The organism is Streptomyces sp. NPDC038280 (genome assembly GCF_055600045.1).
Genome location: NZ_JBVJYZ010000002.1, coordinates 335,041 through 354,229, shown reverse-complemented (window position 1 = coordinate 354,229; position 19,189 = coordinate 335,041). Strand labels below are relative to the sequence as shown.

Here is a 19,189-nt window from a genome sequence, read left to right as displayed (position 1 = left end):
CTCGCCGACCACCGCGAACGACCCCGACGACCCCGACGACCCCGACGACCCCTGGGATACTGCGCCGATGCCACGCGTGCTGCTCATCGAAGACGACCCCTCCGTCCGGGAAGGAGTCGAACTCGGGCTGCGCCGCCGCGGTCACGAGGTACGGACCGCCGCCACCGGCGAAGCAGGGCTCGCCGCCCTCCGCGAGTTCCGGCCCGACCTGCTCCTCCTCGACCTCATGCTCCCCGGCATGAACGGCGTCCAGGTCTGCCACCGGGTCCGCGAGACCAGTCAGCTGCCGATCATCATGCTCACCGCCCGCGGTGACGACTTCGACGTCGTCGTGGGTCTGGAGGCGGGCGCCGACGACTACATCGTCAAGCCCGCCCGTACCGAGGTCATCGAGGCGCGGATACGGGCCGTCCTGCGGCGCATCGAGGAGCCGGGCGGCGGGCGGCCCACCATCGAGTTCCACGGCGAACTCGCCCTCGACCGCACGGGACTCACCGTCGCCAAGTCCGGCGAACGGATCGCGCTCGCCCCCTCCGAGCTGAAGCTGCTGCTCCACCTCTCCGCCGCCCCCGAGCAGGTCTTCAGCCGCCAGCAGCTCCTCGAACACGTCTGGGAGCACAGCTACCACGGGGACGCGCGTCTCGTGGACGCGTGCGTCCGCAGACTGCGCAACAAGATCGAGGACACACCCGGCAGCCCCCGCTACATACAGACCCTGCGCGGCTTCGGCTACCGCTTCGGACCGCTGTGAGCACCGTCGGACGCGGGACGGGCACCCGCGCCCGGCGCAGACCGCGGCTCACGCTCGCCGGGCTCCGCCGGCGGTGGCGGCTCGCGCGGTCCGGGCTGCGCACCCGGCTCGTCCTCGCCTTCCTGCTGGTCGCCGCCGTCGGCTGCGGCACCACCGCCGCCCTCACCTACCGCGAGGCCCGCAACTCCATCCTCGAACACGCCCAGGACACCGCCGTCTCCTCGTTCCGCGACCAGATCGAGAGCCACGCCGTGGTCCTGCCCGTCGACCGCGCGGCCCTCGAGACATCGGTGCGGCAGATCGCCCGGCAGGGGAAGCCACGCCCGTGGAGGGTCTTCGCCGAGTACGGCTCGCTCCGCGTCTCCTCCAGCAGCAGCCCGACGTCCACGGTGATCACGCCCGAGCTCCGCCGCGCCGCCCTCGGCGAGCCGCACGGCAGCTTCCAGCGGGTGATCAGTGGCGGCAGACCGTATCTGACCATCGCCGTACCGGCCGTCTTCTCGCCCCGGGGCAAAGCGGACGTCGACACCCTGCGCACCGGTCTCGTCATGTACGCGGTGATGGAACTGGACGCCGAGGAGGCCAACGTCCGGGGCATGGTCCTGGCCGCCCGGGACGGCGCCCTGCCCGCCCTCGCGGTGGCCCTGATCCCCGCGCTGCTCGCCGCCCGCAGTGTGCTGCGCCCCGTACGGGACCTGCGCCGCGCCGCGCACCACATGGGACAGGGCCGGCTCGACACCCGCATCCAGGTCCGGGGAGGCGACGAACTCGCCGACCTCGCCCACACGTTCAACGAATCCGCCATCGCGCTCGAACGCTCCGTGGAGGAGCTCCAGCGCGCCGAGGCCCGGGCCCGCCGCTTCGCCTCCGACGTCTCCCACGAACTGCGCACGCCGCTCGCCGGGATGCTCGCGGTCACCGAACTCCTCGACGAGGACGCCGAGGGGCTCGACCCGGACACCGCCGCCGCCGTGCGGCTGATCAGCGCCGAGACCGGCAAGCTCGCGGTCCTGGTCGAGGACCTGATGGAGATCTCCCGGTTCGACGCCCGCGCCGCCGAGCTGAACACCGACGAGATGGACGTGGCCGAGACCATCCGCCGGACCCTGCTCAACCGTCGCTGGACCGACCCCGGGAAGGTGGTGACCGACCTGCCCGACGGCATCCGCGCCCGGCTCGACCCCCGCCGCTTCGACGTGATCGTCGCGAACCTCGTCGGCAACGCGCTCCGGCACGGCCGGCCCCCGGTCACCGTCCGGCTGCGCGTCGGGCGGCGGCCGCAGGACTCGGCCGGTGTGCTCGTCATGGAGGTCATCGACCGGGGGCCGGGGATCAGGCCCGAGGCCCTGCCCCATGTCTTCGACCGCTTCTACAAGGCCGACCTGGCCCGCACGCGTTCGGTGGGCAGCGGGCTCGGCCTCGCGATCACCCACGAGAACGTACGGCTGCACGGGGGCACGGTCCGGGCCATGAACGATCCGGGCGGGGGCGCCGTCTTCCTCGTGGAGATCCCCCTGACCCGTCATGAGCCGAACGGCCCTGAGCGGGGGGAACAGGGGCCGGCCGGCCACGCACCGACCGGAGACGAGGTGCCCGGATGAGACGGGCCGCCATGAGACGGATCGGTACGAGGCGGACGGGAACCCGGGCCGCGCTCGCCGGGACGCTGCTGCTCACCGGAGCCGTCGTCCTCACCGGCTGCGGGATCCAGGAGAGCGACGTGGTGGAGGCCGGAGGCGCCGCGACCGTGGACGTGTTTCCCCAGCGGTCCGACCGCATGCTGCTCTTCTTCGTGGACGAGAACGGCACCGTCCTCCCGGTGGCGCGGCCGGTCGGCGACCGGGCGACGCCCACCGACGGGGGCCCGGCCGGCCCCGGGGAGGACGGGACGACGGGCGGCAGCGCTCTTTCGGGCCCGCGGGTGGCGACCGCCAAGGTGATCGCCGCGCTGACGCACGGCCCGACCGAGGCCGAGCGGGAGGCGGGCTTCTCCACCCGGCTGCCCGCCCGCGTCTGGGCCGGTCAGCTCCTGGACGTCGAGGTCGTCGACAGCGCACGCGAAGAGGCCCCGGACACGGCCGGCACGGCCCCGGAGATCAGGATCGGCACCGGATCCGCCGTCATGGACCTGCCCGCGGCAGCCGTCCGGCAGATCGTCTGCACGGCGGTGTACGCGGAGGACCCGTCGGGCCTCGCCTCCGTCGTCCTCACCGGCCCCGACGGCAGGCTCCCGGCGAGCCGCTGCACGTAGCTCTAGGCAGCCCGGAGCTCCGCGAGCACCGCGTCCGTGAACGGCGGCCACGCCTCGATGGCCCACGGGCCGAACGCCCGGTCCGTCAGCGCGACGCACGCCGCCCGCGCGTCCGGGTCGATCCACAGGAACGTGCCGGACTGGCCGAAGTGCCCGAAGGTACGGAGGGAGGACGAACCGCCCGTCCAGTGCGGCGACTTGGAGTTCCGGATCTCGAAGCCCAGGCCCCAGTCGTTGGGCTTCTGGTGCCCGTAGCCGGGGAGGACCCCGGTCAGGCCCGGATGAACGACCGACATGGCCTCCAGGACGGTACGGGCGTCGAGGAGCCTGGGGGCCTGCACCTCCGCGGCGAACCGCACCAGATCGTCGACGGTCGAGACGCCGTCCTTCGCGGCCGAGCCGTCCAGCGTCGTCGACGCCATCCCGAGCGGTTCCAGAACGGCCTGGCGCAGATACTCGGCGAACGGAATGTCCGTCGCCTTCGTGACATGGTCGCTCAGCGCCTCGAAGCCGGCGTTGGAGTAGATCCGCCGGGTGCCCGGCGCCGCCATGACCCTCGGCTCCTCGGGGGCGAGCCCGGAGGTGTGGGCGAGGAGATGACGGACCGTGGACCCCTCCGGCCCGGCCGGCTCGTCGAGATCGACGGCGCCCTCCTCGTACGCGACGAGGACCGCGTACGCGGCGAGCGGCTTGGTGACCGACGCCAGCGGGAAACGCCGGCCGGTCGGGCCGTGCGTGCCGGCAACGGTGCCGTCCGCGCGTACGACAGCGGCCGCCGCGGTGGGGACCGGCCAGTTCTCGATCATCGCCAGGCTCTGCATGCGGACGAGCCTACTTGCTTGGAGTGCACTCGAAGGTTCTAGCGTGGTGGTCATGACGGTGATCGAGAGCACCCCGCTGGCCCCGGCCGCCATCGACGTCTGCGCCGCCCCGCCGCCGGCCCATCCGCGACCCGACGGGCAGGACAAGTACACGATCAGCGAGGTCGCCGCGTGGACCGGGCTCTCCGCCCACACCCTGCGGTGGTACGAGCGGATCGGGCTGATGCCGCACGTCGACCGGTCGCACACGGGGCAGCGCCGCTTCACCAACCGGGACCTCGACTGGCTCACCTTCGTCGGCAAGCTGCGGCTGACCGGCATGCCGGTGGCCGGGATGGTCCGGTACGCGGAGCTGGTCAGGGAGGGCGACCACACCGTCGGGGAGCGGCGTGAGCTGCTGGAGGCAACGCGGCGGGACGTACGGTCCCGGATCGCGGAGCTCCAGGACACGCTCGCCGTTCTCGACCGCAAGATCGACATGTACTCGGAGAGGGCTTGACACCGATGAGCACGCAGAGGATCGACACAGCACGGCTCGGTACGGACGGCCCCGAGGTGGGAGTCCAGGGCTTCGGCGCCATGGGCATCAGCGAGTTCTACGGCGACACCGACGAGGCCGCCGCCCGGGACACCCTGGAGGCGGCGCTGGAGGCGGGCGTCACCCTGATCGACACGGCGGACGTGTACGGACGGGGCGCCAACGAGGAGTTCCTCGCGCCGTTCGTCGCCGCTCACCGCGACGAGATCACCCTGGCGACCAAGTTCGCCATAGAGCGCACCGACGACCCGCACTACCGCAGGGTCCGCAACGACCCCGCGTACATCAAGTCGGCCGTCGAGGGCAGCCTGCGCCGCCTCGGCGTCGAGACCATCGACCTCTACTACATGCACCGCCACGACCCGGCCGTACCGTTCGCCGAGTCGGTGGGAGCGATGGCGGACCTCGTCAAGGAGGGCAAGGTCCGGCACCTCGGGCTGAGCGAGGTGACCGGCGCGGAGCTGCGCGAGGCGCACGCCGTGCACCCGATCACCGCCCTGCAGTCGGAGTGGTCCCTCTTCTCCCGTGACGTGGAGCGCAGCGCGGTCGGCGCCGCGGCCGAGCTGGGCGTCGCCTTCGTGCCGTACTCGCCGCTCGGCCGGGGCTTCCTGACGGGGGCCTTCGCCGACGCGACGAAGGACTTGTCCGGCGGGGACTTCCGCCAGTTCCAGCCCCGCTTCTCCGGCGAGAACGCGCGGCGCAACGCGGCGCTCCTGGAGCCGGTCCACAAGATCGCGGCGGCGCACGGCGCGACGGCCGCGCAGATCGCCCTGGCGTGGGTGCAGCAGCGGGCGGCGGTGCACGGACTGACCGTGGTGCCGATCCCCGGCACCCGCAAGCGCTCCCGGCTCCTCGAGAACGCGGCGGCGACCCGGATCACGCTGAGCGAGTCGGAGCTGGCGCTCCTGGAGCCGATCGCGGAGCAGGTGACGGGGGACAGGTACCCGGACATGTCGTCCACCTCGGCGGCGCGCGAGAACGTCTGAGGCGGACCGTCCGACGGAAGCGGCCCGAAGCCCGTCCGTCCGAGGCGCGTCGGTCCGAAGCCCGTCCGTCCGAGGCCGGGACATCTCTACCGGGAGGAGCGCCGACTCGCCCGGAGGGATGTCCCGGCCTAGGCCAGCCCGAGTGCGAAGACGGCGAAGCCCGCCGCGAGCAGCCCCGCCGCTGCCCGGAGGGCTCCGCCCGCCGTCGTCCAGGGCGACTCGAACCCGCGCGCGTACCGTCCGACGAGGACGAGCAGTCCGGCGAAGAGCGGCATCCAGGCGAGCCGCGCCAGGATCCAGCCGAGACTGTCCGGGCCGGTCGTCAGCCCCGGGACGGTGCCGAGCGTCAGCGACGCCGGGATCGCCGCCGCGAGCATCGCCGTCTGGTGCCAGCACAGGATCGTCATGGCGAAGAGGTTGACGACGACGACCGGCGCCCACAGGGCGGGACGCCTGAGGAGCGTGCCGATGCGGTCCCGCAGCAGGATCGCGGCGCCGCTCTGCGCGGCGGCCAGCGCCAGGACCAGCAGCGACGGCGGGTGGGAGTTGGTGCGGGCCTCGCCGGGGACGCCGACCATGGACGAGGGGTATCCGAAGACGGCGAGGAGCGCGGTGAACAGCGCGGCGCCGCCGATCAGCAGCGCCCAGGCGTGACGCCTGCCGAGCCGGCCCTCTCCCCAGGAGACACCGATCTGATAGGCGAACATCCAGCCCGGAAGGATGTTGATGACGCTCAGCCAGGACGGCATGGCGTCGGCGTACGGGCCGTAGCGCAGGAAGTCGACGACCGCGACCGAGCCGAGCAGCGGGGCGGCGGCCCAGACACCGAGGCGCCGTGCGGCGCGGACGCAGTACGGAGTGAGCGCGGTGACGACCGCGTACACCCCGACGAACCAGAGAGGTTGGACGACCAGCGTCGAGGCGGTGCGCAGTGTGTCGCCGGGGACGCCGAACCCGTACTGGAGGAGGGGGATCAGGGCGGCCCAGACGGCGGTGACCCCGAGCACGGGCCGGCCGAGCCGGGCCAGCCGACCCTTCAGCCAGTCGCCCGTCGAACCCTTGCGCCGGTGGTACGAGAGGACGGAGGCGTACCCGCCGACCAGAAAGAAGATGCCGAGCATCTGGAGCACCCAGCTGACCGGCGCCAGGGAGCCGAAGGCCGAGAGCGGGCTGGCGTTGTGGAGCGCGCCGCCACTGTCGAGGGTGAACCCGCCGAGGAGCCAGTGCCCGGTGGGGACCGCGAGCAGGGCGAGGGCGCGGAGCCCGTCGACGGCGCGGTCCCGGTGGGCCGGCGTGCGGGCCTCGATCGCGCCGGCGGCCGTCATCAGCCGGTGTTTCACTGGTTGTCTCCCTGCGCGATCGCGGCGAAGGTGCGGAGGGACGCGGTGCCGGGCGTGAAGTAGCCGTTGTGGCCCTGCGCGTCGGCAGCGGGGACGGCCCGGGCGCCGAAGTCCGGGGCGGTGGGGTCGGTGCCGTGGCCGAGGCCGAGGAACCGGACATGGGGGACGCGCGAGATCCAGTCGGAGGGGTTCCTGGCCGCCCAGACGCGCGCTCCGGTGCGCAGATCGGCGACGTTCTCGGCGCGCATCCCCGGAGATCCGAAGACCACCAGGTCCTTCGCCTTGAGCTGCGGGGCGGCGAGTCCGCACACCACGGAGCCGTAGCTGTGGCAGAAGAGCGACGGCTCGGGGGCGCCGGTCGCCACCAGCCCGTCCGCGAACCGGACCAGCCGGTCCGCACCCGCCTCGGCGAGGCCCCCGGTGGCGGCGTCGAGCCCGACACCGACGGGCGTGGTGTAACCGGCCCACGCGACCACCGCCGTCCGGCCGTGGGTGGCGACCCGCAGCGCCTCGGCCTGGGCGTTCAGCGGTGCGCTGTTCCCGGCGTCGATGTCGGAGCCCGGCACGACGACGGCCACGTGCGCGGCGCCCTCCAGGTCCCCGAACACCTCGGCGACCTGGCCGCGGCCGCGGGGGTCGAAGGCGAGTATCCGATGCCCGGCGAGCCGGCTGTACCGCGCGTCCCCCTTCGCCGCGAGGGAGTTGGCCGCGTACCGCAGAGCCACCGGAGCACCGTCGAGGTTTCCGACGACCCCGGGGTGGCGCCGCACGAGCTCCCGCTGCCGCTCCCCGGAGAGCCCCCGGAAGAACCGGCCGATCTCCTGCGGCGTACTGCTCCCCGGATCGGGCAGCCCCTCCGCCACCCACGCACCGCTCCCGGGCGGCGGCCCGGTCACCGCCTGCTGCGCGTCCCCGGACGCCCAACCGACCGTCCCCGCGACCATGGTGGTGGCGAGCGCGACGGCGGTCAGGGTCCTCTTGTAGCGGCGCATGGGGTGCTCCCTCTTCGTGTTCCTCGGCTGCGGCGAGAGGAAGGTAGGAAGAGGACACCCGGCGACACGTCACACCGGGGGGCCAACCGGCGGGTGGTACCTGGGTAGGGGGCGTACTGCGTACGGGAGTTGGCGGGGTCGGCGCTTCCGCGGCCCGGCGTCGATCGCGGAGCCGCGCGGCCGACGGACGTGCGGAGCAGGACCGGACGCCGCCCGGCCCCGGCCGCTACGCCGTGTCGCCCGGGGTCACCACGCCCGACTCGTAGGCGAAGATGACCACTTGCGCCCTGTCGCGGAGGTCCAGCTTCGCCAGCACTCGGCCGATATGGGTCTTCACCGTCTGTTCCGCGAGGATCAGGTGGTCCGCGATCTCCTGGTTGGACAGGCCCCGGGCGATCAGCTCCAGGACTTCCGTCTCACGGGGCGTCAGGCCGTTCAGCCGAAGGGAGCGGTCCTTGCGGGGAGCCGGGCGCCGCGCCGCGAAGTCCGCGATCAGGCGACGGGTCACCGACGGGGCGAGGAGCGCCTCGCCGCCCGCCACCACCCGTACCGCCCCGATGAGATCGGCCGGCGGCGCGTCCTTCAGCAGAAAGCCCGACGCGCCCACGCGCAGCGCCTCGTACACGTAGTCGTCCACGTCGAACGTGGTCAGCATGAGCACCTTCGGCCGGTGGACCAGCCCCGGCGGGGGGTTCAAGATCTCGCGCGCCGCCGCGAGACCGTCCATCTCCGGCATCCGTACGTCCATCAGCACCACGTCCGGATGCGTCGACCGCGCCACGTCCACACCCTGCCGCCCGTCCGGCGCCTCACCCACCACATCGATGTCGGCCTGCGCCGACAGCAGCGCGGCGAACCCCGCCCGTACCATGGCCTGGTCGTCGACGATGATCACGCGGATGGTCACAAAGCGTCCTCGGAGGTCAGGGGGAAGCGGGCCGAGACCCGGAATCCGCCGTCGGGCAGCGGCCCGGTGTCCAGCGTGCCGCCGGTCAACCGTACGCGCTCCCGCATGCCGACCAGCCCATGACCCGTCCCGGTCGTCTCCAGCGGCGAAGTGAGCCTGTCCGACGGCTCGTTGACGACCAGGATTAGCAGCCAACTTTCACCCGTGGTCACCGAGACCCGCGTCCGCGCCCCCGGAGCGTGCCGCACCACGTTCGCCAGCGCCTCCTGCACGATCCGGTACGCGGAGAGGTCCACCGCCGGTGGGACATGGCCCAGTTCGGCCGGAATCGACAGCTCGGCCGGCACCCCGGCCCGTACCGTCGCCTCCACCAGCTGCTGCACCCGGTCGAGTCCGGGCTGCGGCGCCCGCTCGCCCTCCGTCCCCTCGCTGCGCAGGACGACGAGGAGCCGTCGCATCTCGGCCAGCGACTCCCGGGCGCTCGCCGCGATCGTGGAGAACTCCTCGCGTGCCGCGTCCGGCAGCCCCTCGATCCGGTAGGGCGCCGAGTCGGCCTGCACGGTGATCACCGACATGTGATGGGCGACGACGTCGTGCAGCTCGCGGGCGATCCGGGCGCGCTCCTCCAGCAGGGTGCGCCGGGCGCGCTCGGCTTCGCTGATGGTCTCCTGCTCGACGAGCCGGCGCTGCGCGTCGCCGCGCTCCCGCAGGGTCGCCGTGATCAGGAGGACGACACCGGACAGGACGAAGAGGAGGAGGTGGATGCCGTCGCTGTGCTCCTGCGAGAGCAGTTCGCACAAGAAGCCGGCGAGGCCGGTCACCAGCCAGACGCCGATCAGGGTCCGTCGCGGCTCGCGCAGGCCCAGGGCGAGCATCAGGGCGAGATAGCCGACGATGATCATCGGCGTCCATGGCCAGGACCTGTCGACGACACCGTCCGAGCCCAGCAGGACCACCGCGCCCAGGACGTCGGCGCTCAGGATGATCCACCAGGCCTGGAGCGGCCGGGTCACCGCGACGAGCAGCGGCGCGGTCTGGGCGGTGGCCAGCGCACCCGCGAGGGCGCCGTTGACCTTGTAGTCATTGACGAGGACGCTGACCGTGACCGGCAGCAGCGCGCAGACGAAGCAGAACGCGAGGACGTACGGGAGCCTGCGCAGCCACCGCGACGAGGCCTGCGCGAGCAGCGGCGCGCCCGGCTCGGTGGGGGTGGCGAGCGCGACCCCGAAGGCGTGCAGCGAATCCCGTGTCTCGGGCGACGGCAGCATGAACCGCCAGGTGGCGCGGACGGGCGCGAGACGGGCGAAGCGCGCGAGGCGGTCGCCGAGCCGGGAGGGACCGGAGGACTCGGGGGAGGGGGTATCGGTACGCATGGCGCGCTCAGCGTAGGCAGAGCCGTACCGGGTGGTCGTCATACCCGGGGGTCGGGTGCCATGTCATACCGGGGTATGAACGCCGGAACGTGTGAACTCAGGACCGCATGGGCGCCGATCCGGGGACGCGTCAGCCCGGGGGACGCGCGAACTAGAGCTCGGCCAGCAGCTCCGCCTTCTTCGCCGAGTACTCCTCGTCCGTCACCAGCCCCGCGCTGTACAGCTCCCCGAGGTGATGCATCCGCTCCGCGATCACCGCCGGGTCGCGGCGCCCGTGACCCTGCTGCACCACCGGTGCGGGAGAGGCGCCCCGGGACGCCGCCAGGACCGCCGCCGCGAACGGCAGCGACTCGTGCACCGGGCCGTAGCCGAGCCCGAAGACCACCGCGGACGGGTCCTGGTCCGCCTGGGCCGGCTGGGGGCCGCCATCCCGGCGCAGCAGGCGCAGATAGCCGTCGAAGACGTCCGGCGAACGCCACTCGACACCGCTGAGCTCGTGCACCGGGAAGCTCTGGTCGCCCGCCTTCCACTTGGCCGACGACGCCCCCGTCCAGAACCAGCGGAACGCCACGCGCTTCCCGTCGAACGACGCCTTGGCGTCGTACGCCTTGAAGTGCAGCGGGGTCGGCGGAGCCGTCACCAGGAACCGTTCGGAGGGCTCTCCGGCCCGTGGCCCGAGGACAGCCCGCAGCTCGTCGGCGTAGTACTCGGCGAGGGTCTCGCGCTCGGCGGGCAGCACCAGCCGGTACGGATCGCACCCTTCCTTCAGCTGCCCCGCCGCGGCCTCCATCAGCGGATCCGCACCGGGTCTCGGCACCGCGCGCAGGACCACCGTGCCCCGCTTGCCAGGGGAGAGGGTCACCGACGCCAACGCCTCGTGGGGGACGCGCCGTTCGCGCAGGGACTGAAACAGCTTCGGCGTGCGGATCCCCCGTTCGAAGCGGATGAGCACGGCGTCGGTCTCGAACTCCCAGGTGGCATGAATTCCGGCCAGCACATCACCCATACGCCTCATCGTATGCGGCGAGGGCCCGCGCGTCGCCCCTCGAATCCGGGCGAAGACGCCCGAAGAAGTACGCAGGGGGAGGTCGCCGCGCGACGCTCTACGCGTGTCAGGTGTCCGCTCCACCGGAAATTCCACTGCGACAGGCGCTCCCGGCGCCCGCGCACGTGAGGTCGCCGTAGGAACCGACCCCTATCTCGGCGAAGTTGCTGAGGCTCTCCGTACCCGGCTCGAAATAGCCGGCGTGACCGACCGCGCCGGCCGCCGAGAGCAGCCGCGCCCCGAACTCCGGCGTCACCGGGTCCGCCCCGTGCCCGACCCCGCCGACCGCCACGTACGGCACGTCCTGGATCCAGTCGTCGGCGTCCCGCATGGCCCACACGCGCGCCCGGGTCCGCAGCTCCGCCGCGCTCCCGACCCGCATCCCGGGGCTGCCGGCCACCGCGACATCGGTCACCCGGGCGGGCAGCCGGGGCGCCGCGACGCCGCACACCACGGAGCCGTAGCTGTGGCAGAACAGCGAGACGGGCGCCGCGCCGGGCAGCGCGTCGGCCAGGGCGAGCAGCCGCAGGGCGCCGAACGCGGCGAGTCGGCCGGTGGCCGCGTCCATGCCGACCCCGACGGGCGCGGTGTAGTCGGCCCAGGCGATGACAGCGGTGGGGGTACGGGGCGAGGCCCGGCGTTCCGCCGCGTACAGCGACTGGGCCATCCCGACGGGGGCGCTGTACTTGCGGTTGGTCTTCTGGAAGGTGAGCAGGTTCGTGTCCACGCCCGGCACGATCACCGAGACCCTCTTCGCCCGGTCGAGGTCGCCGAACACCTCGGCGGTCCTGCCCGTGCCGGACGGGTCGAAGGAGAGGATCTGCCGTCCCTTGCGCAACAGCGACTCGAAGCGGTTCATCCGGCGGACGGCCTCGTGGTGGCCGTCGGCGCTGAGCCTGCGGTCCTCCACACGGCTGCGCTCGGTCCGCAGAGCCCCGTCGAGGGCGTGCCGGTTGGCGCGGTAGCGCAGCGTGACGGGGGCGCCGTTCAGGTTGCCGACGACGTACGGGTGCTCGTCGGCGAGCCTGGTGCGCTGGGCGCGGCTCAGCGAGTCGAAGAACGCGGTGAGCGTACGCGGCGGGGAGGCGGGATCGGGCAGGGACCGTCCGTCGACCCGGCCGAGGCGCCACGCGGTGAGCGCGGCCTGCGGCGAGCCGTCCGACCCGCGGTGTTCTCGCAGCGCGGTCCAGCCGGTGGTGGCCAGCATGACGAACACGACGGCGAGTGCGAGCAGCATGCGCCAGACGGTGAGTGTGGGGGATGAGTCGAAGGAAGTCACTGCGGGACACCCTAGGAGACCGGCGAGGGGCGCCGCGAAGACAGTGACGGGGATCACGTCCGTTCGCGGGAATGTGGTCGGAGAGTGATTACTTTCCGTGCTCGCGCCGGGTACCCTCCGGCGCGCCGGGAGGGAGTGGCGAGCCGGTCGAGCCCACGCGCCGCGTCCGGGAAGACGGGCCCTGGGCCCGCGTGCGCCAGTCCGCCGCCAGCGACGGCCCCAGGTGGTCCAGATACCGTTCGGTCAGATCCCGGATCGCGTCGAGCGTGAGGTCCTCGCCCCGGCCCCACAGCTGTCCCGTCACCCGCATCACCCCGCTGAACGCCGCCACCGCCACCCTTGGTCGGGGGTCCGCGTCCAGGTCCAGGCCCTCGCGTTCGGCGATCAGGCGGGCGATGCGCTCCTCCATCTCCGTGGAGCGGCGCAGATGGACGGCGAGCAGGGCGGGCGTCGACTCGATCATCCGGAACGTCCGCAGATACAGCTCGACGGGCACGACCTCCATGATCGCCTCGCCGATGGTGTCCCAGGCGCTCAGCACCGCGTTGCGCATCGCGTCGAACGGGCCCTCCTCCGGAGGGCGTTCGCACAGAGCGTCGAAGAAGCGCTCCTCCACCATCTCCTGGACGGCGAAGGCGACCTCCTCCTTGCTGGCGAAATACCGGAAGAACGTGCGCTGGGAGACATCGACGGCTTCGGTGATCTCGTCGACGGTCGTCCTCTCGTATCCCTTGCTCGTGAAGAGCTCCAGGGCCACCCGCAGCAGCGAGTCGCGGGTGCGCTGTTTCTTCCGCTCGCGCAGGCCGGAAACCGTCACTTCATGGTCCTCTTTCCGCCACCTCGACCCGCTCAGCGTACCTGTGAGCTACGTGACAGTTACCGACGTGTGAATTGCTTTGTCAATTGTCAGTGACTGACATTAGCCTCGACGGTATGACTAGTCAGACCACCGTCGACAAGGTGTCGCAGGACCGGAGCACCGTCCCGGCGCCGCCCAAAGGACTGCGCGGCCACCCCTGGCTGACGCTCTTCTCCGTGGCCATCGGCGTGATGATGGTCGCGCTCGACGGCACGATCGTCGCGATCGCCAACCCCGCCATCCAGAAGGACCTCGGCGCCTCGCTCGCCGACGTCCAGTGGATCACCAACGGCTACCTCCTCGCGCTCGCCGTCGCACTGATCACCGCCGGCAAGCTCGGCGACCGCTTCGGCCACCGCCAGACCTTCCTGATAGGCATCGCGGGCTTCGCAGCCGCGTCCGGCGCGATCGGACTCTCCGACTCCATCGCCCTGGTCATCGCCTTCCGCGTGCTCCAGGGCCTCTTCGGCGCCCTGCTCATGCCGGCGGCGCTCGGCCTGCTGCGCGCCACCTTCCCCGCCGAGAAGCTGAACATGGCCATCGGCATCTGGGGCATGGTCATCGGCGCCTCGACCGCGGGCGGCCCGATCGTCGGTGGTCTGCTCGTCGAGCACGTCAGCTGGCAGTCGGTCTTCTTCATCAACGTGCCGGTCGGCGTGCTCGCGCTCGTCTTCGGCCTGGTGATCCTCAAGGACCACCGCGCGGAGAACGCGCCGCGCTCCTTCGACCTGCTCGGCATCCTGCTCCTCTCCGCCGCGATGGCGTCCCTCATCTGGGGCATCATCAAGGCCGGCGAGTCCTGGGGCTGGGCGAGCGGCAACACCTGGGGCTTCCTGGGCGGCGCGGTCGCCCTCTTCGTGATCTTCGCCTTCTGGGAGACCCGGGTGAAGGAGCCGCTCATCCCGCTGGGCATGTTCCGCTCCGTCCCGCTGTCGGCCGGTGTCGTACTGATGGTGCTGATGGCCTTCGCCTTCATGGGCGGGCTCTTCTTCGTGACCTTCTACCTCCAGGGTGTGAAGGGTCTCAGCCCCGTCGACAGCGGTCTGCACCTGCTGCCGCTGACCGGCATGATGATCGTCTCCTCGCCGCTGGCGGGCGTCCTGATCACCAAGTTCGGTCCGCGCATCCCGCTCGTCGGCGGCATGGTCTGCACGGCGGTGGCCATGTTCGGCATGATCAGCCTCACCGCCGGAACCGGCACGCTGGCCATGTCGCTCTGGTTCGGCCTCCTCGGTCTCGGCCTCGCACCGGTCATGGTCGGCGCCACCGAGGTCATCGTCGGCAACGCCCCGCTGGAGCTCTCCGGCGTGGCCGGCGGTCTCCAGCAGGCCGCGATGCAGGTCGGCGGCGCGCTCGGCACGGCCGTCCTCGGCGCCGTCATGTCCTCCCGCGTCAGCGGCGAATTCGCGGACAACTGGCAGAAGGCCGGCATCCCCGTCCCCGCCGACCCGAAGCTGGAGCAGGCCGCCGAATTCGGCATCGTCCCGGCCGAGCTGGCCAAGGCGCCCGGGATGACGCCGGAGCTGTTCGCCAAGATCGGCGGCGTCATCCACGACACCTTCATGTCGGGCATGGGCCTCGCCTTCACCGTCGCCGGTGTCGTGGCGGTCGTCGCGGCGCTCGTCGCCACGCTCACCAAGCGCGGCGCCAACGCGGAGGCCGGCGCCGGCGGCGCCCACATCTGACGTCAACCGCGTACGCGCCACAGCCCCGCCGGACCCTCCGGCGGGGCTGTCACCTATCCGGGTGGATCGCCCGGGACCCCCTTCCCGGCGGCCCGCCCGGGCCCCCAGGCTCACGCCAAGTGATCAACAACGACACGGGGGTTCACCGACATGCGTACGAAGACCGTCCTCGCCACGACCGCCATCGCCGCCCTGGCCGCCACCCAACTCCTCACCGGGACGCCCGCCGCCGCCGCGCCTCCCCGCCTCGGCTCCTGCGAGGCGGGCCAGCTCTGCCTCTGGCCGAGGAACGACTTCCGGGGCGCGGCCCTGGTCCATGAGCTGACCGACACCGACATCGAGAGCTGTGTCGTCCTGCCGGCCGGCACCACCGCCCTGGCTCTCGCCAACCGCACCGGCCGTCCCGTCACGACCTACCAGTCCGCGGAGTGCGGCGAGACCGGCGAGTTCGAGACCTATCCCGGCGGTGGCACCTGGGTGCCCCGGTCCCCGTACCAGGTACGGGCGTTCAAGATCTGGGAGACATAGGAGCGGGCCCGTCCTGCTCGGGGACGACCGCGCCCGCCGTCGTCCCCGACATCCGCGCGACCTCCGCCCTCAGCTCCCTCACCTCATGCGTCAGCGCTTCGAGGAGCGCCGTCTGCCGGCGCTCCGCCTCGTCGTCCCGGTCGAAGCGGGAGATGAACCAGGCGGCGATGTTCGCGGTGACCACACCGAGCAGAGCGATCCCGGAGAGCATCAGGCCCACCGCGAGGACCCGCCCGAGCCCGGTGGTCGGCGCGTGGTCCCCGTACCCGACGGTCGTCATCGTGGTGAAGGACCACCACACCGCGTCACCCAGCGTCTTGATGTTCCCGTTCGGCGCGTTGCGCTCCACGTGGAGCACGGCGAGCGAACCGAACATCATCAGCCCCACCACCGCGCCCGCCACATAGGTGGTGAGGGTGATCTGCGGCGCCATCCGGGCCCGGCGTCCCACCAGCAGCAGGGTGGAGACCAGCCGCAGCAGCCGCAGCGGCTGCACCAGCGGCAGCAGTACGGCCACCAGATCGAGCGGATGGCTGCGGACGAAGGGCCACTTGGCGGGCGCCAGAACCAGCCGCACGAGGTAGTCGACGGCGAACGCGGCCCACACCACCCACTCCACGGCGGTGCAGACCGTACGCACCCAGGGCTCCGCGTCGGGCGCGACGACCGGCACGGCGTAGGCAAGGCCAAACGCCACTGCCAGGATCAGCAGTGGCGTTTGCACGCGCTCTTCCCAGCGTTCCTTCATGCCGGGCATGTTAGGGGGGTGCGGGGGGTCGAAATTCCCCCGCACCTTCACTACGCGTCGCCGCCGGCGGCGCCCGGGTCGGCCGCCGCCACATCGAGCAGCTGGTAGCGGTCCACGGCCTGCTTCAGGACCGAGCGGTCCACCTTGCCGTCCCGCGCGAGCTCCGTGAGCACCGCGAGGACGATCGACTGGGCGTCGATGTGGAAGTAGCGACGGGCCGCGCCCCGCGTGTCCGCGAAGCCGAAGCCGTCCGCGCCCAGCGAGGTGTACGTCCCCGGAACCCAGCGCGAGATCTGGTCCGGCACCGAGCGCATCCAGTCCGAGACGGCCACGAACGGCCCCTGGGCGTCGGAGAGCTTCTGCGTGATGTACGGGACGCGCTGCTCCTCCTCCGGGTGGAGCAGGTTGTGCCGGTCGGCCTCGACGGCGTCGCGGCGCAGCTCGTTCCAGGACGTCGCCGACCAGACGTCGGCCTTGACGTTCCACTCCTCGGCGAGGATCCGCTGGGCCTCGACGGCCCACGGCACGGCCACGCCCGACGCCATGATCTGCGCGGGGATCGCGCCGGCCTCGCCCGCCTTGAAGCGGTGGATGCCCTTGAGGATGCCGTCGACGTCGACGTCGGCCGGCTCCGCCGGGTGCTGGATCGGCTCGTTGTAGACGGTCAGGTAGTAGAAGACGTCCTCGCCGTGCGGGAATTCGGCGGTCGAGCCGTACATCCGCTTCAGGCCGTCCTCGACGATGTGCGCGATCTCGAAGCCGAAGGCCGGGTCGTACGAAACACAGCCCGGGTTCGTCGAGGCGAGCAGCTGGGAGTGACCGTCCGCGTGCTGGAGGCCCTCGCCGGTCAGAGTCGTACGACCGGCGGTCGCGCCCAGCACAAAGCCGCGCGCGAGCTGGTCGGCCATCTGCCAGAACTGGTCACCGGTCCGCTGGAAACCGAACATCGAGTAGAAGACGTACACCGGGATCAGCGGCTCGCCGTGCGTGGCGTACGCCGAGCCGGCGGCGATCAGCGAGGCGGTACAGCCGGCCTCCGAGATGCCGTCGTGCAGCATCTGGCCGGTCGGCGACTCCTTGTACGCGAGCAGCAGCTCGCGGTCCACGGCTTCGTACTGCTGACCCAGCGGGTTGTAGATCTTGGCGCTCGGGAAGAACGCGTCCATGCCGAAGGTGCGGTACTCGTCGGGGGCGATCAGCACGAAGCGCTTGCCGATCTCCTTGTCCCGCATGAGGTCCTTCAGGATGCGGACGAACGCCATGGTCGTGGCGATCGACTGCTGGCCCGAGCCCTTCTTGGCCGCCGCGTAGGTCTTCTCCCCGGGCAGGGGGAGGGGCTTCGACCGCACGACACGGGTCGGGACGTACCCGCCGAGCGCCTTGCGGCGGTCGTGCATGTACTGGATCTCCTCCGAGTCGCGGCCCGGGTGGTAGTACGGCGGAGCGCCTTCCTCGAGCTGCTTGTCGGAGATCGGGATGTGCAGCCGGTCGCGGAAGCGCTTCAGGTCGTCGACCGTCAGCTTCTTCATCTGGTGCGTGGCGTTGCGGCCCTCGAAGTTCGGGCCGAGCGTCCAGCCCTTGACGGTCTGGGCGAGGATCACCGTCGGCTGGCCCTTGTGGGCCTTGGCCGCCGCGTACGCCGCGTAGACCTTCTTGTGGTCGTGACCGCCGCGGCCCAGGTGCTGGATCTGCTGGTCGGTCATGTTCTCGACCATGGCGCGCAGCCGGTGGTCGTCACCGAAGAAGTGGTCGCGGATGTAGGCGCCGGTCTCCGTCGCGTACGTCTGGAACTGGCCGTCCGGCGTGGTGTTCAGCTTGTTGACCAGGATGCCGTCGCGGTCCTGCGCGAGCAGCGGGTCCCAGGAGCGGTCCCAGACCAGCTTGATCACGTTCCAGCCGGCGCCCCGGAACTGCGACTCCAGCTCCTGGATGACCTTGCCGTTGCCCCGCACCGGGCCGTCGAGGCGCTGCAGGTTGCAGTTGACGACGAAGGTGAGGTTGTCGAGGCCCTCGCGGGCGGCGATGGAGAGCTGGCCGAGCGACTCGGGCTCGTCCATCTCGCCGTCGCCCAGGTAGGCCCAGACGTGCGACGCGGAGGTGTCGGCGATGCCGCGCGCCTCCATGTAGCGGTTCATGCGCGCCTGGTAGATGGCGCCGAGGGGACCGAGGCCCATCGAGACGGTGGGGAACTCCCAGAAGTCGGGCATCAGCCGCGGGTGCGGGTAGGACGACAGACCGTTCGGGAACTTCGACTTCTCCTGGCGGAAGGCGTCGAGCTGGGTCTCGCTCAGCCGGTCCAGCAGGAAGGCGCGGGCGTAGATACCCGGGGACGCGTGGCCCTGGAAGAAGATCTGGTCGCCGCCGTCGCCCTCGTCCTTGCCGCGGAAGAAGTGGTTGAAGCCGACGTCGTAGAGCGAGGCGGAGGACGCGAAGGTGGCGATGTGACCGCCCACGCCGATCCCCGGGCGCTGCGCGCGCGACACCATCACGGCCGCGTTCCAGCGGGTCGCGTTCAGGACCTTGCGCTCGATCTCCTCGTTCCCGGGGAAGAACGGCTCGTCCTTGGTGGCGATCGTGTTCACGTAGTCCGTGCTGCGCATCTCGGGCACGGCCACGCGCTTCTCACGGGCCCGCTCGATCAGCCGGAGCATCAGGTAGCGGGCGCGCTCACGGCCCCGCTCGTCAACGGCGGCGTCGAGGGAGTCGAGCCATTCCTGGGTCTCTTCGGGATCAAAATCCGGGACCTGACTGGGAAGGCCGCCAATGATGATCGGGTTGCGATCGGATCCGGAAGCCACGCTGTTCCTTCTGTTCGGTGGTGCCTACGGGGTGTCTGCGAGGGTTCTGCACAGCTGTCGCGCCGCCACCATCGTGTACCCCGGGGACGCAAACGTCATCTCTACCGAGGGGTAACCCTCGCGGTCGAGACATCCCGTCCGAACGCCGGTTCTGGGTTCGGCCAAATCGCAACCTTACGCCCAAGCCGACCATGTGTTCCGTCCGCCCGTTCGGCGCTCACCTGCCCGGGGGCGGCATACTGAAGCTGAAGAAGCGCGCAAAGCGGGGCAAGTGGAGTGGCATGGCTC

General features: G+C 71.6%; 17 protein-coding genes. 7 read left to right on the top strand and 10 right to left on the bottom strand.

Going from position 1 to position 19,189, the window contains the following annotated elements; translation table 11 throughout:
- Nucleotides 1-67 precede the first annotated feature (67 nt).
- The 3 genes from ACZ7J0_RS06720 to ACZ7J0_RS06710 are packed head-to-tail and all read left to right on the top strand — an operon-like array spanning nt 68 to nt 3,002.
- A complete protein-coding gene (locus ACZ7J0_RS06720; protein WP_470884661.1) occupies nt 68-751 on the top strand; it encodes a response regulator in 684 nt (227 codons plus the stop codon).
- Nucleotides 748-2,352 carry an ATP-binding protein gene (locus tag ACZ7J0_RS06715; RefSeq protein WP_470884659.1) on the top strand — a complete coding sequence of 535 codons (1,605 nt, stop codon included), beginning with the start codon at nt 748-750 and terminating at the stop codon, nt 2,350-2,352. The genes ACZ7J0_RS06720 and ACZ7J0_RS06715 overlap by 4 nt, the downstream gene beginning before the upstream one ends.
- An 11-nt stretch (nt 2,353-2,363) precedes the next feature.
- Complete coding sequence (locus tag ACZ7J0_RS06710; RefSeq protein ID WP_470884657.1) at nt 2,364-3,002, top strand: hypothetical protein; 639 nt, start codon at nt 2,364-2,366, stop codon at nt 3,000-3,002.
- Nucleotides 3,003-3,004: 2 nt separating this feature from the next.
- Here ACZ7J0_RS06710 and ACZ7J0_RS06705 read toward each other — a convergent pair whose 3' ends face one another.
- Nucleotides 3,005-3,823 carry a serine hydrolase domain-containing protein gene (locus ACZ7J0_RS06705; protein ID WP_470884655.1) on the bottom strand — a complete coding sequence of 273 codons (819 nt, stop codon included), beginning with the start codon at nt 3,821-3,823 and terminating at the stop codon, nt 3,005-3,007.
- 52 nt (nt 3,824-3,875) lie between these two features.
- On the opposite strand from ACZ7J0_RS06705, the gene ACZ7J0_RS06700 reads away from it, so the two are divergent.
- Together ACZ7J0_RS06700 and ACZ7J0_RS06695 are read left to right on the top strand one after the other, a co-directional pair.
- Nucleotides 3,876-4,322, top strand: a complete 447-nt coding sequence (locus tag ACZ7J0_RS06700; protein ID WP_470884653.1) for a MerR family transcriptional regulator — start codon at nt 3,876-3,878, stop codon at nt 4,320-4,322.
- 5 nt (nt 4,323-4,327) lie between these two features.
- A complete protein-coding gene (locus ACZ7J0_RS06695; protein WP_470884651.1) occupies nt 4,328-5,347 on the top strand; it encodes an aldo/keto reductase in 1,020 nt (339 codons plus the stop codon).
- A gap of 128 nt (nt 5,348-5,475) precedes the next feature.
- Here ACZ7J0_RS06695 and ACZ7J0_RS06690 read toward each other — a convergent pair whose 3' ends face one another.
- From ACZ7J0_RS06690 to ACZ7J0_RS06660, 7 genes are all read right to left on the bottom strand, one after another.
- Nucleotides 5,476-6,672 (bottom strand): acyltransferase family protein, encoded by a 1,197-nt coding sequence (locus ACZ7J0_RS06690; RefSeq protein ID WP_470885161.1) that lies wholly within the window; start codon nt 6,670-6,672, stop codon nt 5,476-5,478.
- Between the two features lie 11 nt (nt 6,673-6,683).
- Complete coding sequence (locus ACZ7J0_RS06685) at nt 6,684-7,679, bottom strand: alpha/beta hydrolase (RefSeq protein ID WP_470884649.1); 996 nt, start codon at nt 7,677-7,679, stop codon at nt 6,684-6,686.
- Between the two features lie 226 nt (nt 7,680-7,905).
- Nucleotides 7,906-8,586 carry a response regulator gene (locus ACZ7J0_RS06680; protein ID WP_470884647.1) on the bottom strand — a complete coding sequence of 227 codons (681 nt, stop codon included), beginning with the start codon at nt 8,584-8,586 and terminating at the stop codon, nt 7,906-7,908.
- A complete protein-coding gene (locus tag ACZ7J0_RS06675) occupies nt 8,583-9,959 on the bottom strand; it encodes a sensor histidine kinase (protein WP_470884645.1) in 1,377 nt (458 codons plus the stop codon). The genes ACZ7J0_RS06680 and ACZ7J0_RS06675 overlap by 4 nt, the downstream gene beginning before the upstream one ends.
- A 151-nt stretch (nt 9,960-10,110) precedes the next feature.
- Nucleotides 10,111-10,965, bottom strand: coding sequence for a DUF4429 domain-containing protein (locus tag ACZ7J0_RS06670; RefSeq protein ID WP_470884643.1), 855 nt, complete (start codon nt 10,963-10,965; stop codon nt 10,111-10,113).
- A 106-nt stretch (nt 10,966-11,071) separates the two neighbouring features.
- On the bottom strand, nt 11,072-12,283 hold the full coding sequence (locus ACZ7J0_RS06665) for an alpha/beta hydrolase (RefSeq protein ID WP_470884641.1): 1,212 nt from the start codon (nt 12,281-12,283) through the stop codon (nt 11,072-11,074).
- A gap of 88 nt (nt 12,284-12,371) precedes the next feature.
- Complete coding sequence (locus tag ACZ7J0_RS06660; protein WP_470884639.1) at nt 12,372-13,100, bottom strand: TetR/AcrR family transcriptional regulator; 729 nt, start codon at nt 13,098-13,100, stop codon at nt 12,372-12,374.
- A 116-nt stretch (nt 13,101-13,216) separates the two neighbouring features.
- Here ACZ7J0_RS06660 and ACZ7J0_RS06655 point away from each other — a divergent pair, with 116 nt between their 5' ends.
- A complete protein-coding gene (locus ACZ7J0_RS06655; RefSeq protein WP_470884637.1) occupies nt 13,217-14,827 on the top strand; it encodes an MFS transporter in 1,611 nt (536 codons plus the stop codon).
- Nucleotides 14,828-14,977: 150 nt separating this feature from the next.
- On the top strand, nt 14,978-15,355 hold the full coding sequence (locus ACZ7J0_RS06650) for a peptidase inhibitor family I36 protein (RefSeq protein WP_470884635.1): 378 nt from the start codon (nt 14,978-14,980) through the stop codon (nt 15,353-15,355).
- Here the strand turns inward: ACZ7J0_RS06650 and ACZ7J0_RS06645 are convergent.
- Together ACZ7J0_RS06645 and aceE are read right to left on the bottom strand one after the other, a co-directional pair.
- Nucleotides 15,336-16,112, bottom strand: a complete 777-nt coding sequence (locus ACZ7J0_RS06645) for a potassium channel family protein (protein WP_470884633.1) — start codon at nt 16,110-16,112, stop codon at nt 15,336-15,338. The genes ACZ7J0_RS06650 and ACZ7J0_RS06645 overlap by 20 nt on opposite strands.
- A 41-nt stretch (nt 16,113-16,153) precedes the next feature.
- Nucleotides 16,154-18,901 carry a pyruvate dehydrogenase (acetyl-transferring), homodimeric type gene (gene aceE, locus ACZ7J0_RS06640; protein WP_470884631.1) on the bottom strand — a complete coding sequence of 916 codons (2,748 nt, stop codon included), beginning with the start codon at nt 18,899-18,901 and terminating at the stop codon, nt 16,154-16,156.
- Between the last annotated feature and the right edge of the window lie 288 nt (nt 18,902-19,189).